A 20752-nucleotide genomic window follows, 5' to 3' on the forward strand; every position below is an offset into this window, starting at 1 on the left:
TATGGCTCTCATCAAGAAATTTCTTCATCCACATTTTTGATGTAGAACGTTAATAGCTAGCTTATTTTAGCCAGTTCTTCCCTCAATGTTTCTGTTGGATGTTCCCCCAGCGGGTATTCGATCGCGATATTCACGGTGACCGGAACTCGTGACAGAATTTCTTTCGTCGGTACATCCCCTTCTCCATTCAAGGTTGGTGCAAGAGTTAATTTAGAGACATCTTTCAAATGAATATAGCTGATTTCCTCTTCCAATACTGCAAAACTTGTTAATGGATCTTCATCCACATACAAGCAATTCCCTGTATCAAATGTGACACTCACTGGCAAACTTTTCCCTTTTAACACTTGGATGAAATTGTAAAGAGTCTCTGCTTTAGCAAATGTTGGGTCTTGACCATTTTCCAGCGTTAAATTCTCGATTCCGTAAGTATCCAATAAGCGACGCAAGGCATCCGCTTCTTCTTGAGGAACATCCGCAGCATATCCAGCAGTAAATTTCACTTGTTTAGCTCCCAGTAGTTGAGCTTCTTTAAAGTACCCTTCTAATTGATTTAGCGGCAATAATTTGTCTTCAAACAAGACTTCAGGAATGGCATAAAAAAGTTCGATCCCCAACTCGGCTGCTTCTAGCTGAATAGAGTTCAAATCTTCCTCGTCATGAACATATTCTCTTCGCACTTCGATTTTTGTGATCCCAGCAGCTTTAATCTCTTTAAAAAATTGTACTTGGCTGGTCGTTTCATTTACCGCTGCCTCATAAGCCAGCATATTGACTGCTAATTGATTGTTTTCCATTCTTATCCCATACTTTCTCTACTTTTATTGTGGTTCTTTAGGCTGATTGGTTTAGTGGAAATCACTTAAAACTTTAGTAGCCTGAAAATGTAACACGCTTACTTTGTACGCCTTAGTCGCCTTGCTCCTATATTTTTTTGTGCTTTAATTATACTATACCGATTTTTTTCATCAAAAGAAAGAAAGGGTGAATCTATTGAAGCAATCTGCCAAACGTTATGGGTTATTTTTGATCAGCGTCTGGATAATTGGTCTAGGTATCAGCATCATTACACAAAATAACCTTGGAACGACCGCTGTCACCAGTCTTCCTTTTGTATTAAACGCTATTTTTCCTTTCAGTTTCGGTACATTTACCATGCTGATGAATATTTTCTTCGTCTTTCTACAATTGCTGATCTTGAAAAAAGACTTTCAGAAAAAACAATACTTGCAATTTCTTGTCGGTCCTCTATTAGGACTCTCAATCGATTCAAACGGGACTGTCTTCAGCTTTTTACAAACTAGTCCTTATGCAGCCAAGCTCCTCTTTATTCTAATTGGTTGTGTGGTTTTAGCATTTGGGATATTTTTACAACTCTCTTCTCAGACCATTTACAATCCTAGTGAAGGAATCGTCAACACTTTAGCGATAGCATTTCACAAATCTTTTGGAAATGTAAAACTGATTTTTGACAATGGATTGATCGTCTTTTCTGTCATCCTTTCTTTAATTGTCTTGGGTAATGTTACTGGAATCCGAGAAGGAACAGTACTATCAGCTTTTCTGATTGGCCCTTTCACAAATTTCTTTAAGCAGCACCTCAGTACTTTTTTCAATTTGGCTCCAACTAAATAATTACTGTATAATGAGGAGGAAGAAAAATGCTAAAAGCTCTGTATATCTTAAAAGAAGGTTTATTTGATGCTGTTTATCCAAAAGAAGTCCAAACTGAAATAGCAGAACGTGTTAAAGTGCTTCATGGTCCTTTAACCAGTGAAACGTGTTTTGAACATCCAGAATTGCTGCAAGAAGTAGAAGTGATTTTTTCAGGCTGGGGGGCACCTGTTTTTGATGACCACTTTTTAGAATTAGCGCCTAATTTAAAAGCGATTTTTTACGCAGCTGGAACCATGAAAGCACTTTTGACCGATGCTGTTTGGGAACGTGAACTGATTGTGACTACTGCCAATACAGCCAATGCCATCCCGGTAGCTGAATTTACGCTGAGTCAGATTTTATTTGCGTTAAAAAATGGTTGGGAATTGCGCGAACAAGCTCGACAAGACCGAACATATCAATTCGGTGATTTTCCATTTGTATTTGGCAGTTACAATCGGAACATTGGGTTGATCTCATTAAGTCAAGTTGGCAGAAAAGTGTTGGACTATTTAAAACCCTTTGATGTAAATGTACTGGCTTATGATCCCTTTGTATCTGATCAAGAAGCTGCCGAACTGAACGTTACTAAAGTAACTTTAACAGACTTGTTTAAAGAGTCTGAAATCGTCTCCCTGCATTCTCCTTTGCTTCCTGAAACTACTGGAATGATCACTGGAGAATTATTGAAATCCATGAAACCACATGCGACTTTCATCAATACCGCACGGGGTGCTATCGTTAACGAAGATCAAATGATCGCTGTTTTGAAGGAAAGGACCGATTTAACAGCTGTTTTAGATGTCACTTATCCTGAGCCGCCCGTAATCGACTCGCCTTTATACGATATGAAAAATGTGGTTCTTACTCCGCACATTGCTGGGAGCGCAGGAACGGAAGTCGGGCGAATGGGAGCTTATATGCTAAGCGAGTTGAAACATTACTTAGCCGACGAGCCATTAGATTATCAAATTACCAAAGAAAAATACCAACATATGGCTTAGGAGGATTTAAATGAAAACAGGATTGTGTTCCGTTACATTTCGTGACCGTTCTATAGAAGAGATCGTTCAGTTGGCAAAAGAAGCTGAGCTTGAGGCTATTGAATGGGGAGGCAAAGGTCATGTGCCTCACGAAGATTTAAAGGCTGCAAAAAAAGCCGCTCGTCTTACTGAAGAAGCCGGATTAGTCGTGTCTTCTTATGGTTCTTACTACATAGCTGGATCTACTGAACCTTTTCAAGGTGTGTTAAGAACTGCTCAAGAACTAAATACTAAAATGATCCGTATCTGGGCCGGCGATGTTGGTTCTGATGAAACAGATGAAGCAAAATTCGATATGATCGTTCGTGATGTTAAACTGAATGCTCATTTGGCACAAAACCTTGGCATTACACTTAATTTTGAATACCACAGCAATACCTTGACCGATACTCCCGAAAGTGCCATTAAACTGTTGGAAGCCATCAATGAACCAAACGTAAAGTTGTATTGGCAGCCAGCTGAAAGCTTATCCTTTGGTCAACGTATAGCCAGTCTTCCATTATTGAAACCTTGGTTGACGAATGTCCATGTTTTTCATTGGCAAGATTACCATACGCGTTATACGTTAGAAGAAGGGGCTAAAGAATGGGCTTCCTATTTTGAGATTCTCTCTCCTTCTACGTCACCCGAACACTTTGCTTTACTGGAATTTGTCAAAGACAACTCACCTGAACAAATGAAAAAAGACGCTGAAGAGTTGAAGCAGTTGCTTCATCACGAGTAACACTACTCTCTTAAAATCCCCTCAGCCACTGACAAATTTTCTCAGTGGCTGAGGGGATTTTTTGTATGAATAGGTTTAGTTATCGAGTGGGCTTTTATTTTGTTGTCACTTGACTAGTAAAGCAGGCTTATTCTTCGAGTGGGCTTTTATTTTGTCGTCACTTGACTAGTAAAGCAAGCTTATTCTTCGAGTGAGCTTTTATTTTGTCGTCACTTGACTAATAAAGCAGGCTTATTCTTCAAGTGGGCTTTTATTTTGTCGTCACTTGACTAATAAAGCGGGCTTATTCTTCAAGTGGGCTTTTATTTTGTCGTCACTTGACTAATAAAGCGGGCTTATTCTTCAAGTGAGCTTTTATTTTGTTGTCACTTGACTAGTAAAGCGGGCTTATTCTTCAAGTGGGCTTTTATTTTGTTGTCACTTGACTAGTAAAGCAGGCTTATTCTTCAAGTGAGCTTTTATTTTGTTGTCACTTGACTAGTAAAGCAGGCTTATTCTTCGAGCGGGCTTTTATTTTGTCGTCACTTGACTAGTAAAGCGGGCTTATTCTTCAAGTGGGCTTTTATTTTGTTGTCACTTGACTAGTAAAGCGGGCTTATTCTTCAAGTGGGCTTTTATTTTGTTGTCACTTGACTAGTAAAAGAATATTTAATTTGTTAGTCCGAAGTATGATTGAAAATTGATAGCTTTTTTTGAGGTTACTAATAAGAAAATAACTGTGATTCGTGCAATCATTAAGTTAAACGGGAAAAATCACCAAAAAAACGCTTAGCACAGGCAACGATGTTAAACATTTTTCATTTACAACTGTAGAGATAATCGAATCATATCTCTACAGTGAATATCATTTTCCCAAATGACTTCAGAATAGCGCTGAAGGAAAAAATCTTTATCCACACCGTCTATTCTAAATCCGCACTTTTGATACAAGGCTAGTTGTCCAATACTTGAATTTCCCGTACGGACTTCCATTATTTTGTATCCTTTTGTTGCTGCACGCTTAATGGAATCTTTGATCAATTGTTTTCCAAAGCCTTTGCCAGAATGATTTTCTGCTACAGCGATATTGATCAATTCTATGGTATCAGGCTTTGTCGCAACTAAGACGTAGGTTCCCATTATCTGATTGTCCCTCTCAGCTACATAACAATCCCCTCTCAGCAAATATTCTTCAATAATCTCTTTTGAAGGATCCGCTGACAGCAGTAATTCCATTGGCGGCTCTTCATTTGACTCTAATTTACGAATCAGCACATTTATACCCTGCCTTAGTCTTCATTTAGACTAATCCTTCTTTTTTCAATAATTTCATCATATTTACTTTACTGTCTGAGGCTACTTTTCGAATTTCCAATTCAATTCCTTTTTCATGTAAATATTTAAAAGCGTCCACATCATTTTGGTCAACCGCAACGGCATTCGTAATCATTTTCTTTCCTTCTGCATAACTCATACTGCCTATATTGATAGTCTTTATGTCTGCATGGTTCTTCACGACTTTTACGACATCTTCAGGATTTGTAAATAGCAGCATTGCTTTGAAACCACTAAATCTAGGATCATGCGTGATGTCTACCATTTTTTTGACAGTGATCACATTTGCTTTTACTCCAGGTGGTACAGCTTGTTTCAACAACGTTTTGCGTAATTCATCTTTAGCTACACTGTCGCTGACGACTAAAATACGGTTGGCTTTTGTTGTTTTGGTCCAAACAGTGGCTACTTGTCCGTGAATCAAGCGGTCATCAATACGGACCAATCGAATTTCCATACTCATAATAGGTTGTCTCTCCCTCTGCTTTTCAATAAACTTTCTAAATCAATTCGGTTAAAAAACATCCAGACTACGTTTAAGTGATGCATATGAAGGCTTTTTATACTTGTTTTTCTTTCAACTTATTCTGATACATCGCTCCGACAAATTTCAATTCATTTTTCGAAACTTCTAGATTGAGACCATACAATACAGGAGCAATATTTTCCTCGATCAATAAAGCCAATTTAGGATCCACCTCGTCTACATCTTCTCCTGAATGGATTTCTTCACGTGTGATGATTCTTTCTAACATCCCGCATAGATGCAGCATGATGCCCAGGTTAAAGGCATTTTCAAATACTTGGTCCAACTGCTTCTCCATCACATAACAAAAATCCCATACAGGTGTAATGATTTTTGCCGGGTTGATGTAGGTTACATACTGACTCATATAATCTACACATATCTCTTTAGACAAACGCGGCAAGATCTTTTGCTCTCCTTCTGATTCGATCCCCTCTAAGATATTATGCAGCCGATGTTTTCCATTACCCGCTAATAAAGCATCAATCGGAATAAAAGGCACTTGCAGTTGAGGATCGATCGAACCACAGGTAGCTATAACAGTATAATTTTTCTGCAGTTCTTTTAATTGCTCTTGATAATTCAAAATAGAGATCGGGATAATACTGATGTCGCTTTCTAGATATTCCGCTAAGATATCCTCAATGATCTTCTGCAGTTGAATAGCTGTTCCTTCTCCAGTAGCACATATCGTAACGATAATTTGAGGTTTATCTGTTTGTTTGGATAAAGAGTAGTTCTCTTCTGCAGCTATTTCAAGACTATTTTTTTGTGTAGAGTATCCCCTGAATCGCTTCAATTCTTGAGACATGGACACCAGGTCTTGATTGGAGAACTGTGTTTTTCTGGCAGCTTCAAGCAGCATAGGAGTTGTCACCATATCATGAGTCTCAATACGAATACCAGTTTCATTCATGATCTTTTGTCCAAATGTTACCAAAGAACCCATATCGGTCAGATACAACACTCCAGCCCCATTATCTGCTTCTTCAACAGCAGCTTTTACTTTTGGAAAAGCTTCATTAGGATTCATTTCCAATGGCATATCTACCGCATACAAATTAACAGAATTCAGCAATGTTGCGACCACTTCTTTCATGGAGGACGCTGTCGAAACTCCATGCGCTGCAATCACGATCCCTACTTGGCCTTGCTGTTCTTCTGTTCGTAAAGAAACCAGCAGCATCGTCAAATAATTGACCTCTACTGTGGGGACTACGATTTTGTAATACTGTTCAATCTCAGTTTTGACCGCTCGAGCAGCACGCTGTTCTTCTTGGTAATTCAATACAAACTCTTTTAAATGTACATTATTATTGTGTACGAATATTCCTTCTTGGATACGCTTGACGAAAGAACTGATGTGCAGACTCATCGCGTACAAGAATTTTTTTGAAAAATTGAATTGCAATATTTCTTCTACGATCTGCTGAATTTTTTTGTTAGTTCAATGATCTCCACATCGACAATATCTTTCAATCCGTCTTCTTTAGTCGAAAAAATCGTATTTTTATAAAAAGATTTTAAATGCAGATCGATATCGGTCGTGATAAAATGGTGGATTTCTTGATCAGAAACCGCGCTTTCCTTCAACATGGCTACTTTATCTCCAATAATTTCATATAAATTAAATGGCAATTCGTAAGTATCTGAATCAAATACCATAATATCGTCAATCGGCGTAATCGTAGTCCAAGGTTCTAAAAAATGAACAATTTCATGTCTCAATCGTTGATTTAACGCAATAGAATCATATCCGTCTTCTAATATACTGGACATGCTGTCGTAGCGTAACGTGATTTCTGATCGATTGTTGACACTATCCAAAAATCCTCTGGCACAAACCATTTGGATCACTGACTTTAATTGTCCAACGTTTCCGTATGTGACACTACCCAAGATGGCTTGCATGACTTTATCTTCTATTTGGATACTTTTTTGGATCCGTTTAGCTTCGATGCTCATTAAATATTTCAATAAATTGATCTGCTCGACAGCTGGACGATTTTGGAATGACGGCAGCGTAATAACGATAGGTATCCGTCGGTTAAAAGTTGCCAACAAAGCTGAATTTGGATCTTCTGTTGTGGCACAAACAATCCGCACATCAGCTTTTTTCTTTTCTCCCGTGTCTCCCATAGGTGAAAAAGAACCCGTATCCATAAAGTAAAACAACATCTCTTGTCCTTCAGGCGGCAGGCGATGGATCTCATCTAAGAACAGCATATTGTGGTTGGCTTTTTCCAATAACCCTTCACTACTGCTGATTGCTCCGGTGTAGGCACCCTTCACATGGCCAAACAAATGAGACATCAAAAGTTGCGGATTGTGCGCATAATCGGCACAATTCAACACCACCATCGTCTTATTTTTAGCAATCAATTTATTGTCTTGAGCATACTGATACATTGCATTTGCAAAATAAGTCTTCCCTGATCCAGTTGGACCTATAATCAGCGTGTTCAATCCTTTCGGCGGATAAAAAATAGCTGCTTTTGCCTGACTGATCTGACTAGTCAGACTGCCGCTTGCTCCAATCATATTATGGAATAGATCAGTGGCCGTTGCTGATGCCGGTTCTTTTGAATTGACTTCTTTTTTGCTTGGAAATTCTTTAAAACTTTTGACTTTTTTTTCGAGCGGTCGATAATGATTGATCGTTGCATCATAGTAACGAACCGGCCGCGTCTCCGTTTTGTCTAACTTACCTTCTCTGGTTAGTGTGTTAAGATCTTTTGACGCATTGCTGCGAAGAATGTCTAAGGACTCCGCAATTTCAAGAGCTGTTACCCCACCACCGATTTCAATATCCCGATCCTTTAAATGACTGGTTTTTTCCAATACGTAAGCTAGTACCTTATCTTTTCTTTTCATCTTATTCCTCCTTAGAAAAAAATAAAAGCACTTACATTTCTCGTTTTAAGTTTAGTGTATCATTATTTTTGACACACTGCATCTTCTTTTTCCAAATTTGTTGATTGAAAAATAATTTAGTGATCTTGTTATATACAAAAATTGACACATCTTACTACCGAGCCTAAGGTGTGTCTTAAAACTACTTTGAAAAGAGATAAATAGTTTTGATTTTCATCATGTAACGTTTGTTGACAATCAAAGTTACCTTCTATTTTAGAGCAACAGCAGCTTATTGATACAACGGCTTCAAAAAACTACATTTCTTGAATCCCGAGCAATATTTCATTGATAATGTGGTTGTTCGCGATGTTCAAAACACATTCTTCATCAAGGCGGTTTTTGCCTTGATGTTCAAAACACATTCTTCATCAAGGCGGTTTTTGCCTTGATGTTCAAAACACATTCTTCATCAAGGCGGTTTTTGCCTTGATGTTCAAATCGGATTCTTCATCAAAGCGGTTTTTGCCTTGATGTTCAAAACACATTCTTCATCAAGGTGGTTTTTGCCTTGATGTTCAAATCGGATTCTTCATCAAAGCGGTTTTTGCCTTGATGTTCAAAACACATTCTTCATCAAGGTGGTTTTTGCCTTGATGTTCAAATCGGATTCTTCATCAAGGCGGTTTTTGCCGTGATGTTCAAAATGCATTCTTCATCAAGGCAGTTTTTGCCTTGATGTTCAAAACACATTCTTCATCAAGGCGGTTTTTGCCTTGATGTTCAAATCGGATTCTTCATCAAGGCGGTTTTTGCCTTGATGTTCAAATCGGATTCTTCATCAAGGTGGTTTTTGCCTTGATGTTCAAATCGGATTCTTCATCAAAGCGGTTTTTGCCTTGATGTTCAAAATGCATTCTTCATCAAGGCGGTTTTTGCCTTGATGTTCAAATCGGATTCTTCATCAAGGCGGTTTTTGCCTTGATGTTCAAAACACATTCTTCATCAAGGCAGTTTTTGCCTTGATGTTCAAAACGTATTCTTCATCACCAACTCAAATAGTGTACAACTATAGTTTCAAGACACATCCTAATCAAAAAAAGCTGAGATAAAGTATCCCAGCTACTGTCCTGACTAAAATAAAGTCATTATTCTTTTCTTAACTGACACCAATGACTTCTTTTTGATTGTCTTTTTGCAGCCACTTTTCAATATCCAGATCTGTTCCCAACACTTTGTGGGTTCCTTCAATAGTGTGCAGCTTTCCTTCACTATAATTTAACCCACTTGCAGCATAATCATAGGTTAGAGAAGTCCGTTTCTTTTCCAACACTGGATTTGGATGCGGAATGGCTGAAATCAATGATTTGGTATAAGGGTGTAAAGGATTGTTAAAAATCTCTTCTGTTGTCCCCGTTTCTAATAAATGTCCCAAATGCAATACACCGATCCGATCAGAAATGTAGCGGACCATAGACAAATCATGTGCAATAAACAAATAGGCCACATTAGTTTCTTTTTGGATATCCTTCATCAAGTTCACAATCTGAGCTTGAATAGAAACGTCCAACGCACTGATCGCTTCATCTGCAATAATGAGATCTGGATCCATGATCAATGCCCGAGCGATCCCGATCCGCTGCCGCTGTCCTCCTGAAAATTGATTGGGATAGCGATTGGCGAATTCACGAGATAAACCCACACGCTCTAATATCTCAATGACTTGCTCTTCTCTTTCCTTTTTAGAACCAGCCTTACCATGAATATCTAATCCTTGGGCAATAATATCCATGACGGTTTTTCTCGGGTTCAGACTAGCCATTGGATCTTGAAAGATCATTTGCATCTTAGTGCGCATCATATCATTCGTTTCTTTAGAGAGCTTCCCAGAGATGTCTTGTTCATTAAAGGTCATTTCACCATCTGTGATATCGTACAATCGAATAATCGAACGGCCGATAGTGGATTTTCCGCTACCTGATTCCCCAACTAACCCATAAGTTTCGCCTGGATAAATCTCAAAGGAAACTCCATCTACCGCTTTGACGGTAAATTTTCGACTGACTTTAAAGTGCTGCTTTAAGTTCTTCACGGAAAGTATAGGTTTCTTCAGTTCCGACATAGAGCTCATCCTCCTTCTTCATGCGTTCGATTCGTTCGAGCAGTTCTGCTGGTGGAGGACACACTGGAGCATTTTCTGCCAGCAGCCAAGTAGCTGCATAGTGCGTTTCGCTAATTTGAAACATTGGCGGCTCCAAACGGTGGTCTATATTGAGAGCATAGGGATTACGCGGCGCAAATGGATCACCTACCACTTCATGTTCTAAGTTTGGAGGATTCCCGGGGATAGATTCCAATTTGTCCGCTTTCGTTTCTAAATCAGGCATTGCCAGCAATAGACCCCAAGTATAAGGGTGTCTTGGTTCATAGAACACTTCGTTTACTGTCCCCGTTTCTACGATTCGTCCTGCATACATAACGTTTACATGATCCGCAACTTTCGCTACTACCCCTAAATCATGGGTAATGTAAATAACGGAGATACCTGTTTTTTGTTGGATGGACTGAATCAATTCCAGAATCTTCGCTTGGATCGTTACGTCTAACGCCGTCGTCGGCTCATCACAAATGAGGACATCAGGATCACTGGCTAAAGCGATCGCGATCACTATCCGTTGGCGCATACCTCCAGAAAGCTGATGGGGATAATTGCTCATTCGAGCTTCTGCATCTGTTATCCCAACTAATTCCAACAACTCCAGCGCTTTAGCGTATGCTTCTTTTTTAGGGGTTTTGTAATGGATACGCATCCCTTCCATAATTTGCTTCCCAATATTCATTGTTGGATCAAGAGACGTCATAGGATCTTGGAAAACCATCGCGATATGCTTTCCATTGATGTTTTTTCGCATCTCTTTTTTAGAATACTCGAGCAGGTTTTTCGTTGTTTTTTGTCCATTTTCTTCGTAAGTGTATTCTATCGTTCCACTGTTTATTTTCCCATTGTTGCTTAGAATTCCCATGATCGTTTTAACGGTCACTGATTTACCACTTCCTGATTCGCCAACGATCGCCAGAGTTTCCCCTTTGTATAAGTCCAAGTTGACTCCTCGAACGGCACTTACCAGTCCAGAAGATGTCTTAAAGGCGATCGATAAATCTCGTATTGACAATACTTTTTCTTTGCCCATGTTTTTTACACCTCTTTCAATGTTGGATCCAATGCATCGCGCAACCCATCTGCTAATAAGTTAAAGCTGAGCATCAAAACGGCTAAGACAATGACGGGAGGCACAATCATATAAAAATGTGTCGTTAAGGATTTGAAATTCTCTGAAATAAGAGATCCCAGTGAAGCCATTGGAACCGGAATCCCAATACCGACAAAAGCTAGAAAGGCTTCCGTAAAAATAGCGCTGGGAATAGAAAACATCGACATAACGAGAAGCTGAGAGAAGATGTTGGGCAAAATTTCTTTGTACATGATAGGAAAGTCTTTTGCTCCCATTGTTCGTGCGGCCAATACATATTCGCTTTGCTTCAATTTCAACATCGAGGCTCTGGCGATACGACTCATACCGATCCAACCTGTCAATGCAATCGCGATCGTGATACTTAATAAGCCTGGTTTTAAGACAATGATCAACAGAGTAACGACCACTAAGCTAGGGATACCATTTAGGATCTCCATAAAACGCTGCATGATCATATCGACTTTTCCGCCGTAGAAACCAGAAATCATTCCGTAACTCATCCCGATCAATACATCAACAATTACCGCCACTAAAGCAATATAAAGCGAGATCCGCGTCCCTACCCAAGTCCGAGTAAATAAATCTCTTCCTAGAACATCTGTCCCGAACCAATGATAGACATCTGCTCCACCATCGATTTCCTCATATTTATTGACTTCCAGTTCGCCTGTTGAAGTTTTTAAGGTTTCTGTTCCATCAAAAATGCCTAATTTTTCAAGTCCTGGAATTCGCGGTGCCATACTTTCATGCCCTGTTATTTGCTGGTCATAAGTATACCCTGTTATTTCCGGACCAATAAGAGCCAAGGCTAAAATGATTAAGATACTGATAAAACCTAAAACGGCACCCTTATTTTTCAAGATCCGTTGAATGATCGTTTTCCAGAAAGACTCTCCTGAATACACTTCGTCGATCATCGCCGCTTTATTGTCATTCACAAACTCAAAATCATTTGGTAAAAATTCGATTGGTTTATCCATTTGAACTCTCCTTTGCTAAACGTATCCTTGGATCCAGTACACCGTATAAAATATCCACCACCAGCATCACTCCGATATACAAGGCACTGTACACAAATGCTAATGAAATAATGATATTGTAATCATTTGATTGAATGGCTTGTACCATCAATTGCCCGATTCCAGGAATGGAAAAAATTTTTTCGACTACTAAACTCCCCGTCATTAAACTTACTACTAAAGGACCAAGAACCGTCAAAATAGAAATCGACGCATTGCGCAATGCATGTGTAACAACTAATCGGGGACCAGATACACCTTTGCTTTCCACTAACTGAATGTAATCTGAATTTAAGACATCCAGCATTTCTGTTCGGGTAAAGCGTCCAACTGTCGCCATCACTGTCATACTTAACGCAACAGCCGGCAATAAATAAGCATTGATGCCATCTGCGGGGTTAAACAACATAGGAAATAATTTCAATTGGAACCCTAGGTAATAAGATAACCCTAAGGCAAATACATAAGAAGGAATCGAAACGCCTAAAACAGAGATAAAGGTAGCTAAAGAATCCCATACTGTATTGTGTTTTAATGCTGAAAACACACCTAAAAACAAGCCGATAACGGCTCCGAGCACAATTGAAACCCCACCGACTGCAAGGGATATCGGCAATCGATTCTGAAGAAGGATGGATACATCTGTATCTTTTGAGATCGTGTAAGATTTCCCGAAATCTCCCGTCAACATATTGACTAAGTAACGGCCAAATTGGACCGGAATCGGATCATTCAATCCATATTTTTCCATGATAAATCCTTGTTGTTCGATGGATAATCGTTCATCGTTAAAAGGTGATCCTGGAAGCAGCTGCATCAAAACAAATAACACCAGAATGATCACTAACAAAGTTAAAAAAGACATCAGTACTCTACGAGCAATATATTTTTTCATAGTTATTTTCCTTTCGTTCGAAATAAAAATGCATTCTTTTTACATCGACACTAAACTATCAAAAAAAGGCATACAATGAATAATCCAAAACAGTTCTACTAACCGCTTGATATTCTCTTGTACACCTTTCTTTCAGCATGCATTAAAAACGGTTATTCTTTTACTGCATGTTTCATGATTCTTGATACACCAACAGAGTGGAAATCAACACCTGAAACATTGCTCTTGATCATTACAGCATTTCCTTTCTGGTATACTGGAAGAATACCAGCGTCTTCAAGAATGATGCTTTCTGCTTCTTGCAATGCAGCCCATCTTCCTTCTACATCAAGTGACAATTCACCGTCTAAAGAAGAATTAACCAGTTCATCATATTTTTCATTTGACCAGAAACCTTTATTGTTCCCAGAGTCTGTTAAGAATAAATCTGCATAAGTCATTGGGTCTGCATAGTCTGGACCCCAACGAGTTAATCCTAATTCGTAATCACCTGTGTTCATACGATCCAATCTTGTTTTCTTAGGCATTTGCTCGATTTCGACCGTAACGCCATCTAGATTTTCTTCAATCTGTGATTTCAACACTTGAGCCACATTGATAGAACTTTCTGTATCTTCAATAATCATTGTAAATGTAAAGCTGTCTTTTCCTAATTCTTCTTTAGCTAATGCCAAGGATTCTTGTGCAGCAGCTGGATCATAAGCCAAGTAAGTTCCTGCCGTATCGCGGAAATCAACTCCTTCAGCATCTACTGCCAACCCATCTGGTACCATGTAATCAGCTGGTACAGAACCATCTTTTAAGACTGTTTCAGCAATATAATCTTTATCAAATGCTTGTGCTAGTGCTTTTCTCAAGTTGGCATTTTCCAACCCAGGTACTTTCGTATTTGGCGAAATATACCATAGATACCCAGCTTGAATCGTTTGGAATTCTGGATCTTCTTTGAACAAGTCAACTTGCTCTCCAGCTAACGTCACCACATCTAAATCCCCATTTTGGTAAGACAACATAGCTTGTTGAGTATCTTTAATGACTTGGTATTTGATTCCGTCTAAATTAACGCTATCTGCATCAAAGTAATCTGGATTTTTTTCCAATTCGATGGTTGTTGCAGCGGGTTCGTATGAAGTGATTTCAAACGCTCCATTTGCAAGTAGTGTATCCGGGGATGTTCCATAGTTTTCTCCAGCTTCTTCAAAGAATTCTTGGTTCATCGGGAAGAATGATGGAAAAGCCATTAAGCTTTCAAAGAAAGGAACTGGATGAGTCAATTTGACTTCCAATGTTTTCTCATCAATTGCAGTTACCCCTAATTCATCTGGTGCTTTTTCTCCTGCAGAAATTTCATTAGCATTTTCTACACCAGCAATTCCCATAATGTAGTAATATTCACTGGCAGTATCCGGATCTGCTAAACGTTGCCAAGCATAAACAAAATCATCTGCAGTGACAGAGGTTCCGTTAGACCATACTGCATCTTTCAACGTGAACGTGTATGTTAACCCATCTTCGCTGACATCTGTTGCTTCAGCTAATGAAGGAATCGCTACTCCTTTAGAATCCAATGTATACAATCCTTCAATCGTATTGGCAATTACTTCAAATGAAGTTCCATCAGTTGCCATTTGTGGATCCATAGAAGCTACTTCTACATCTACTTGAACATTCAATACTCCTCCGCCTGCAGTTTCTGTAGCATTGGCATTTCCTTCTGCTTCTTCTGAACTAGTTCCTCCACATGCCGCTAATACCAACATGGATGTCATTCCGGCAATAAACAAACTGAATCGTTTTGTCTTTTTCATTAAGTTTTCCCCCTGTACCCTTTTTAATTGCCAAGATTAAAACAATATTAAAATACTATTAAATAATAATAATCTGATTATAATTTAATTAGAATAAAACGTCAACAAAATGTTGAATTTTATTTTTTGCAGGTAGTTGATGATGAACAGTCTTATTTATATATAGAAACCTTGTAATAGAGCTGATTAACACAATTTTGAATACGCAATTAATTATTAGAAATAAATTAAAATCAATTCCCGTAGATTTACTAATCGATTCTAATGAAACAGTAGACTAACTTTTCACACTTTAGTAGTCGCAGAAATCTTTCATGAGTACTGACCTCGTTCTCCTTACCGGTATTTCAAAATAAACCCACAAAAGCCCCTTCTGCATCATGCAGAGGGGGCCCTTTAAAGACTTCTTCATACTTTATTTCTCAGGTGTCTTGTTCTCTTTCTTCTTCTAATCGCTGAATTTCTTTTTCCAACTGTTCTTTATCTTCATCTGTCATCACGGGAAACTTTGGATCCTGTTTTTCGATCACATTTATCATGATCTCCGCTGCAAGATAACGCGTATACCAACCATCATCAGCAGGTAATATATACCACGGTGCATATTCTGTCGAGGTTTTATTCAAGATTTTTCCATATGCTTCCTGGTAAGTATCCCATTTTTGACGGTCATCTATATCGCTGAATGAAAACTCCCAATTTTTTTCCGGCGTTTTCATACGTTCCAACAGCCGCTCCCGCTGTTTTTCCTCCGATACATTCAAGAAAAATTTAACCACTGGAAAACCGCTCTCTACCATATACTTTTCAAAATCATTGACTTGTCGACACCGGACTTCCCAAGCATCATGATCGTCCTCGCTGGAAGGCATCGGGATACTTTCTTCTTCTCCGTACACAATCGGAGACAGCAAATCTTCATAGTAAGAGCGATTTAAGATAGCAATCTGCCCTCTTTCAGGCATCCCTTTGTGGACACGCCATAAAAAGTCATGTTTCATGTCTTCTTCAGTTGGTTTTTTAGTAGATGTTACTTTTAATCCTTGCGGCATCAAATGAGAAAAGATAAAGGTAATGATCTCATCTTTTCCTGCTGCATCAATCGCTTGCAACACTACTAAGATTCCTTTTTTTTCTTCTGCATGCAGTCGCAATTGCCATTCTCTTAATTGTTCCACACTTTCAGGAATCAATTTTTCTTTGATCTCTTCTTCTGTATAATCAGGATTTTCTTTTTCAGCCAGTTCTGCTAAATTTACATTTTCTTCAGGTTTTATAAGGTATTTAGAAATATCCATTTTTATTTCCCTCCTTTTAAGCTACTTGTCTTTGCTACCAGATTTAGGACAAAAATGCTTTAACCTAAGAAACTGCCACCCATTTTCTTCATCACTACTTTTTCAATTTCCACCACGACAATGATCATAATGGACAAAACAGCTGCAATTAGCCAATATTCCCAACTTAAAGTCACCAGATTAAAAATCGACGCTAGAAACGGAACTACTGCTACTACTGTGGTAGCTGCGAAAGAAAATAAAGTTGTCCAAAAAACCGTTTTATTCTCTGTAATGCCTGCATTAAAGATGGAATCATTTGTTCGCGCCACAAATATATGAATGACAGAAGACCATCCTAGAACTAAAAAGGCCAATGTTTGAGCTACCTCTAAGGAAGGTTCAATAGCAGCATTCAGCGCCAGATTTTCTCCAATATAAAAGGCAATTAATGTGATAACTGTAAACGTGGCAGCTGCAATCGCGATTCTGCGGTAGCCTCCATGCGCAAAGATACTTTCATTTTTATGAACAGGATCACGCTTCATAATATTGGCTTCCGCTTTTTCCCGACTCAAACCAAACCCCGGTATCCCGTCCGCAATGACGTTGATAAACAACAACTGAATAGAAGTTAATGGAGTTCCCCAACCAATCAATACGGCAATCAACATAACAAGAATTTCAGCCACATTGGCAGAAAGCAGGTAATAGACTGTTTTTTTGATATTGTCATACACTCGACGACCTTCTTCAACGGCATGAACAATCGTCGCAAAGTTATCATCCGTCAAAATCATGTCAGAAGCATTCTTCGCTACTTCTGTTCCATTCTCTCCCATTGCTGTTCCTACATCTGCTGCTTGAAGAGAAGGAGCATCGTTGACACCGTCTCCTGTCATGGCCACGACGTCCCCTCTGTGTTGCCAAGCTTCTACAATACGGATTTTATCTTCAGGAGATACTCGTGCATAAACAGAAAAGTTTTCGATTTGTTCGTTTAAATCTTCATCAGACAGTTCTTGCATCTCTTTTCCAGTGATGGTTTTGTCACCGTCACGGAAAATATCGATCTCTTTGGCAATAGCCGTAGCTGTAACGGCATGATCCCCAGTAATCATTATTGGACGTATCCCAGCTTCACGCGCTTCTTGAACTGCTTGCCTACTTTCTTCTCTTGGCGGATCAATCATTCCCACGATTCCGGCAAAAGTCATATCTTTCTCCAGTTCTTCATCATCAAGGTTATTGGGCTTACTGTCCATAAATTTGTACGATACCCCTATGATCCGTAACGCTTTTTCAGCAAAGGCATCATGAATATCGCCAGCATTTTGATCGTATTCTTTTTCAACAGCTGCCTCATCTAAAGGTATTCGATCAAACGCTCCTTTTGTGATGGCTACATATTTATTTTCATATTTGTGAACGGTTGTCATTCGTTTTCGATCCGAGTCAAATGGAATCTCATGAACACGTTCGTACTTTTCATCCAATTGTTCTTTTGACCACTCTTTGTCCTCCAGCAACTGAATAATAGCTGCTTCTGTCGGATCTCCGGAAATAGTATTTTCTTCCTCTTCTAGCTCTTTGACTCGAGCATTGGAAGCCAATCCCATCATTTTGATCAGCCAGTCTTCATCGTCATTAAATTCCTCTTCTGCTGTTTTGGGCTCATGAGAAACAGCCCAGATTCTTTGAATCGTCATTTGGTTTTTAGTTAATGTCCCAGTCTTATCTGAAGCGATGATTGAAGCACTCCCAAGCGTTTCTACTGCTGGAATATTCCGAATGATCGCATTTCTCTTCACCATATTTTGAACACCATAAGCTAGTGAAAGGGTCACAATGACCGGCAACGTTTCTGGTACGGCTGCAATAGCTAGAGATACGGCAGTCATCAAATTATCTAAAATGTTAATATTGCTTGTGAAAAAGTTTAAACCAAAAATAATTGCACCTGCGATAAAGGCTACCACAGCCAGTTTTTTTGCTAAACTATCTACTCGTAGTTGTAAAGGCGTTTTGCCTTGGTTGGAATCGGTCAATAACCCGGCAATAGATCCCATTGCACTATCCATCCCAACACCCACTACGATCCCTTTTCCATTTCCATTCGTCACAACTGTACCCGAGAAAGCTGTATTTAACACATCTCCAGTAGAAGCATCTTTTTCAACTTGGGCATTCGGATCTTTATCGACCGGAACACTCTCTCCGGTCAAAGAAGCTTCATCTACTTGCAGATTATTGGATTCGATTAAACGCACATCTGCATCTACTTTATCTCCAGCTTGAAGCACTAAAATATCTCCCTGAACGATTTCACTGGCATCGATTTCTTGCTCTTTTCCTTCACGAATGACTTTTGAAACCGGCGAGGAAAGATTTTTTAAAGAATCTAACGCATCTTCTGCTTTGCCTTCTTGATGAATAGAAATCGTCATATTAATGGCAATAATTATGAAGATAACAATAGGTTCCGAAAATCCATGAGAAGGGTCAGACAAAGAAATGTATAGTGATAAGAAACCAGCAAACACTAAAATAAGATTCATCACATCTTTAAACTGTTCTGCAATCCGAGCAAATAAAGACTTCTTCTCTGATTCTTCAAACTCATTCTTCCCATATTCTTCCCGATTGGCTTCTACTTGTTGTGTGTCCAGACCTTTCTCGATATCAACCTTTAGTTCCTCTGCGATCTTCTTTAGTTCTTCTGTTTTGTAATCCAAACAGTCGTCCCCCTAGATAAGTTTGTGTTCCCCTTCTTTCTCCTACTGAAAAAGCAAGCATTCACTTTGAATTTATTGTAAAGAAAATCAGGATGATTTTGAAGTCAGACAACTTGTAAAATCAAGCTTTGTTGTTTGAACTAGTTTAATTTGACGGGCTGCTCTAAATCTGCATATTTTCATCATAAAATGTTCATATTCTTCTTTTATACTTATTTCATACCAAAAAGAAACATCCCTAATTTCTTATTTCTTTTTTACTCCTCCAAACTAAAAAAGAAAACCTTACCCTGTAAAAACCAGGCCAATACTTTGTTGGTCTGGTTTTTTATTTGCCATAAGGCGTTTTAATGGATTTTTTTCCATTTTGTTCTTATCATTGAATAGAAGCTTAAAAAAAGAAGAAAAGAGGAGAGCTTGTTATGATACCTAAAATAATTCATTATGTATGGTTTGGGGACAAGCCTTTTGGAGAAGTTGAAAAAAAATGCCTTGCCAGCTGGAAAAAGTACTGTCCCGACTATGAAATCAAACTATGGAATGAAGAAAGTTTTGATTTGGAAGGGGCGGGTATTTACGCACAGCAAGCCTATGATGAAAAACAATGGGCCTTTGTTTCAGATGTAGCTCGTTTATACGTATTAAAAGAATACGGCGGTATTTACATGGATACAGACATGGAAGTGATTAAATCATTAGATGAATTTCTAGAGTTGCCTGCTTTCATGGGATTTGAAATCGAGACAGAAATCTCTACAGGAATTATCGGCGCAGAACCCCATAATCCTCTGATTGAAGAATGGTACCAAGATTACGCAGACAGAACGTTCATCAAAGAAGATGGAACGCATGACCGGAAAACAAACGTCATTCGTGTCACGGAAATCCTTGCAGAAAAAGGATTCCAAATGAACAATACCAAACAAGTGTATGATGATGTTACTATTTTTCCTCGGGATTACTTTTCACCAAAAGACTACTATACTCATGAAATAGATGATACTAAGAACACCTATGCCATCCATCAATTTACTGGATCATGGCTCTAGAGAGTGGAGCAAGAGCGTTTAGACTTCCTAGAGGTCCACTTTCTCCTTTTTACTGGGGTGTTTCCCCAAAATAAAAGGAGAAACAAAACCCCTAAAAAGCTGATTTGCGCAACTCAGCTATAAAAAAATGAAAGAGCGGGACAAAATGCGTTTAGCTCTGCTCAAACAAACCAAATACCGGACGAGAAGTTATTCTCTCGTCCGGTATTTGGTTTGTTTGAATCTAAGGCTGCATTTTGGTAGCTGACGTTCAGTTTTCCAATGAAGTATCAGGTTATTGTCCCATTCCCCACATTTTTAATGTTGGTAAAGAAATTCTCTCCGACCTATGAGGCTGCTTATGGAAAGCCATCGGAAAGCCTTGGCGTTGTCTTCTTAAAACTCTAAAAGTTAGAGTCTTCATCAGGCAGGCTCCTTCCTTGATGTTCAAACACTATTCTTCATCATGCAGATTGCTTCCTTGATGTTCAAACGCTATTCTTCATCATGAAGATTACTTCCTTGATGTTCAAACGCCATTCTTCATCATGAAGATTACTTCCTTGATGTTCAATCGCTGATCTTCATCATGGAGTTTGCTTCCTTGATGTTCAAACGCT

General features: G+C 38.9%; 16 protein-coding genes. 4 read left to right on the top strand and 12 right to left on the bottom strand.

Annotated features, from left to right (window positions below; translation table 11 throughout):
- Positions 1 to 56: 56 nt before the first annotated feature.
- The gene (locus tag ACEN4I_RS01990; RefSeq protein ID WP_407096184.1) at positions 57 to 797 is read right to left on the bottom strand and encodes a sugar phosphate isomerase/epimerase family protein; all 741 of its coding nucleotides are present in this window, start codon (positions 795 to 797) and stop codon (positions 57 to 59) included.
- A gap of 196 nt (positions 798 to 993) precedes the next feature.
- Here ACEN4I_RS01990 and ACEN4I_RS01995 point away from each other — a divergent pair, with 196 nt between their 5' ends.
- From ACEN4I_RS01995 to ACEN4I_RS02005, 3 genes are read left to right on the top strand one after another with little or no spacing between them, the layout of a single operon-like run.
- Complete coding sequence (locus tag ACEN4I_RS01995; protein WP_131832574.1) at positions 994 to 1635, top strand: DUF6198 family protein; 642 nt, start codon at positions 994 to 996, stop codon at positions 1633 to 1635.
- Between the two features lie 26 nt (positions 1636 to 1661).
- Positions 1662 to 2660, top strand: coding sequence for a hydroxyacid dehydrogenase (locus tag ACEN4I_RS02000; RefSeq protein ID WP_407102020.1), 999 nt, complete (start codon positions 1662 to 1664; stop codon positions 2658 to 2660).
- Between the two features lie 10 nt (positions 2661 to 2670).
- Positions 2671 to 3423: a sugar phosphate isomerase/epimerase family protein gene (locus ACEN4I_RS02005; RefSeq protein ID WP_407102021.1), complete on the top strand. Its 753-nt coding sequence runs from the start codon at positions 2671 to 2673 to the stop codon at positions 3421 to 3423.
- 801 nt (positions 3424 to 4224) lie between these two features.
- Here the strand turns inward: ACEN4I_RS02005 and ACEN4I_RS02010 are convergent.
- The 11 genes from ACEN4I_RS02010 to ACEN4I_RS02060 all read right to left on the bottom strand — a co-directional run bounded on the left by ACEN4I_RS02010 (position 4225) and on the right by ACEN4I_RS02060 (position 19104).
- Positions 4225 to 4677, bottom strand: coding sequence for a GNAT family N-acetyltransferase (locus ACEN4I_RS02010; RefSeq protein ID WP_407102022.1), 453 nt, complete (start codon positions 4675 to 4677; stop codon positions 4225 to 4227).
- A 25-nt stretch (positions 4678 to 4702) separates the two neighbouring features.
- On the bottom strand, positions 4703 to 5200 hold the full coding sequence (locus tag ACEN4I_RS02015; protein WP_407096189.1) for a mannose/fructose/sorbose PTS transporter subunit IIB: 498 nt from the start codon (positions 5198 to 5200) through the stop codon (positions 4703 to 4705).
- A 97-nt stretch (positions 5201 to 5297) separates the two neighbouring features.
- On the bottom strand, positions 5298 to 6674 hold the full coding sequence (locus tag ACEN4I_RS02020) for a PRD domain-containing protein (RefSeq protein WP_407102023.1): 1377 nt from the start codon (positions 6672 to 6674) through the stop codon (positions 5298 to 5300).
- A gap of 8 nt (positions 6675 to 6682) precedes the next feature.
- Entirely contained in the window at positions 6683 to 8137 is a 1455-nt protein-coding gene (locus tag ACEN4I_RS02025; RefSeq protein ID WP_407102024.1) for a sigma-54-dependent transcriptional regulator, read from the bottom strand.
- 1138 nt (positions 8138 to 9275) lie between these two features.
- Positions 9276 to 10238: an ABC transporter ATP-binding protein gene (locus tag ACEN4I_RS02030; protein WP_407102025.1), complete on the bottom strand. Its 963-nt coding sequence runs from the start codon at positions 10236 to 10238 to the stop codon at positions 9276 to 9278.
- A complete protein-coding gene (locus ACEN4I_RS02035; protein ID WP_407102026.1) occupies positions 10183 to 11307 on the bottom strand; it encodes an ABC transporter ATP-binding protein in 1125 nt (374 codons plus the stop codon). The genes ACEN4I_RS02030 and ACEN4I_RS02035 overlap by 56 nt, the downstream gene beginning before the upstream one ends.
- Positions 11308 to 11312: 5 nt before the next feature.
- Positions 11313 to 12350, bottom strand: a complete 1038-nt coding sequence (locus ACEN4I_RS02040; RefSeq protein WP_407096192.1) for an ABC transporter permease — start codon at positions 12348 to 12350, stop codon at positions 11313 to 11315.
- Positions 12343 to 13284: an ABC transporter permease gene (locus ACEN4I_RS02045; protein WP_079650648.1), complete on the bottom strand. Its 942-nt coding sequence runs from the start codon at positions 13282 to 13284 to the stop codon at positions 12343 to 12345. The genes ACEN4I_RS02040 and ACEN4I_RS02045 overlap by 8 nt, the downstream gene beginning before the upstream one ends.
- Before the next feature lie 152 nt (positions 13285 to 13436).
- Entirely contained in the window at positions 13437 to 15092 is a 1656-nt protein-coding gene (locus ACEN4I_RS02050) for a peptide ABC transporter substrate-binding protein (RefSeq protein ID WP_407102027.1), read from the bottom strand.
- 422 nt (positions 15093 to 15514) lie between these two features.
- Positions 15515 to 16390, bottom strand: coding sequence for a PPK2 family polyphosphate kinase (locus tag ACEN4I_RS02055; protein WP_407096194.1), 876 nt, complete (start codon positions 16388 to 16390; stop codon positions 15515 to 15517).
- 59 nt (positions 16391 to 16449) lie between these two features.
- The gene (locus tag ACEN4I_RS02060; protein WP_407096195.1) at positions 16450 to 19104 is read right to left on the bottom strand and encodes a calcium-translocating P-type ATPase, PMCA-type; all 2655 of its coding nucleotides are present in this window, start codon (positions 19102 to 19104) and stop codon (positions 16450 to 16452) included.
- Positions 19105 to 19526: 422 nt separating this feature from the next.
- Between ACEN4I_RS02060 and ACEN4I_RS02065 the strand changes: the two genes are divergently transcribed.
- Entirely contained in the window at positions 19527 to 20153 is a 627-nt protein-coding gene (locus tag ACEN4I_RS02065) for a glycosyltransferase family 32 protein (protein ID WP_407096196.1), read from the top strand.
- The last annotated feature ends 599 nt before the right edge of the window (positions 20154 to 20752 follow it).

The organism is Desemzia sp. FAM 23990, assembly GCF_045528485.1.
GTDB lineage: Bacteria > Bacillota > Bacilli > Lactobacillales > Carnobacteriaceae > Desemzia.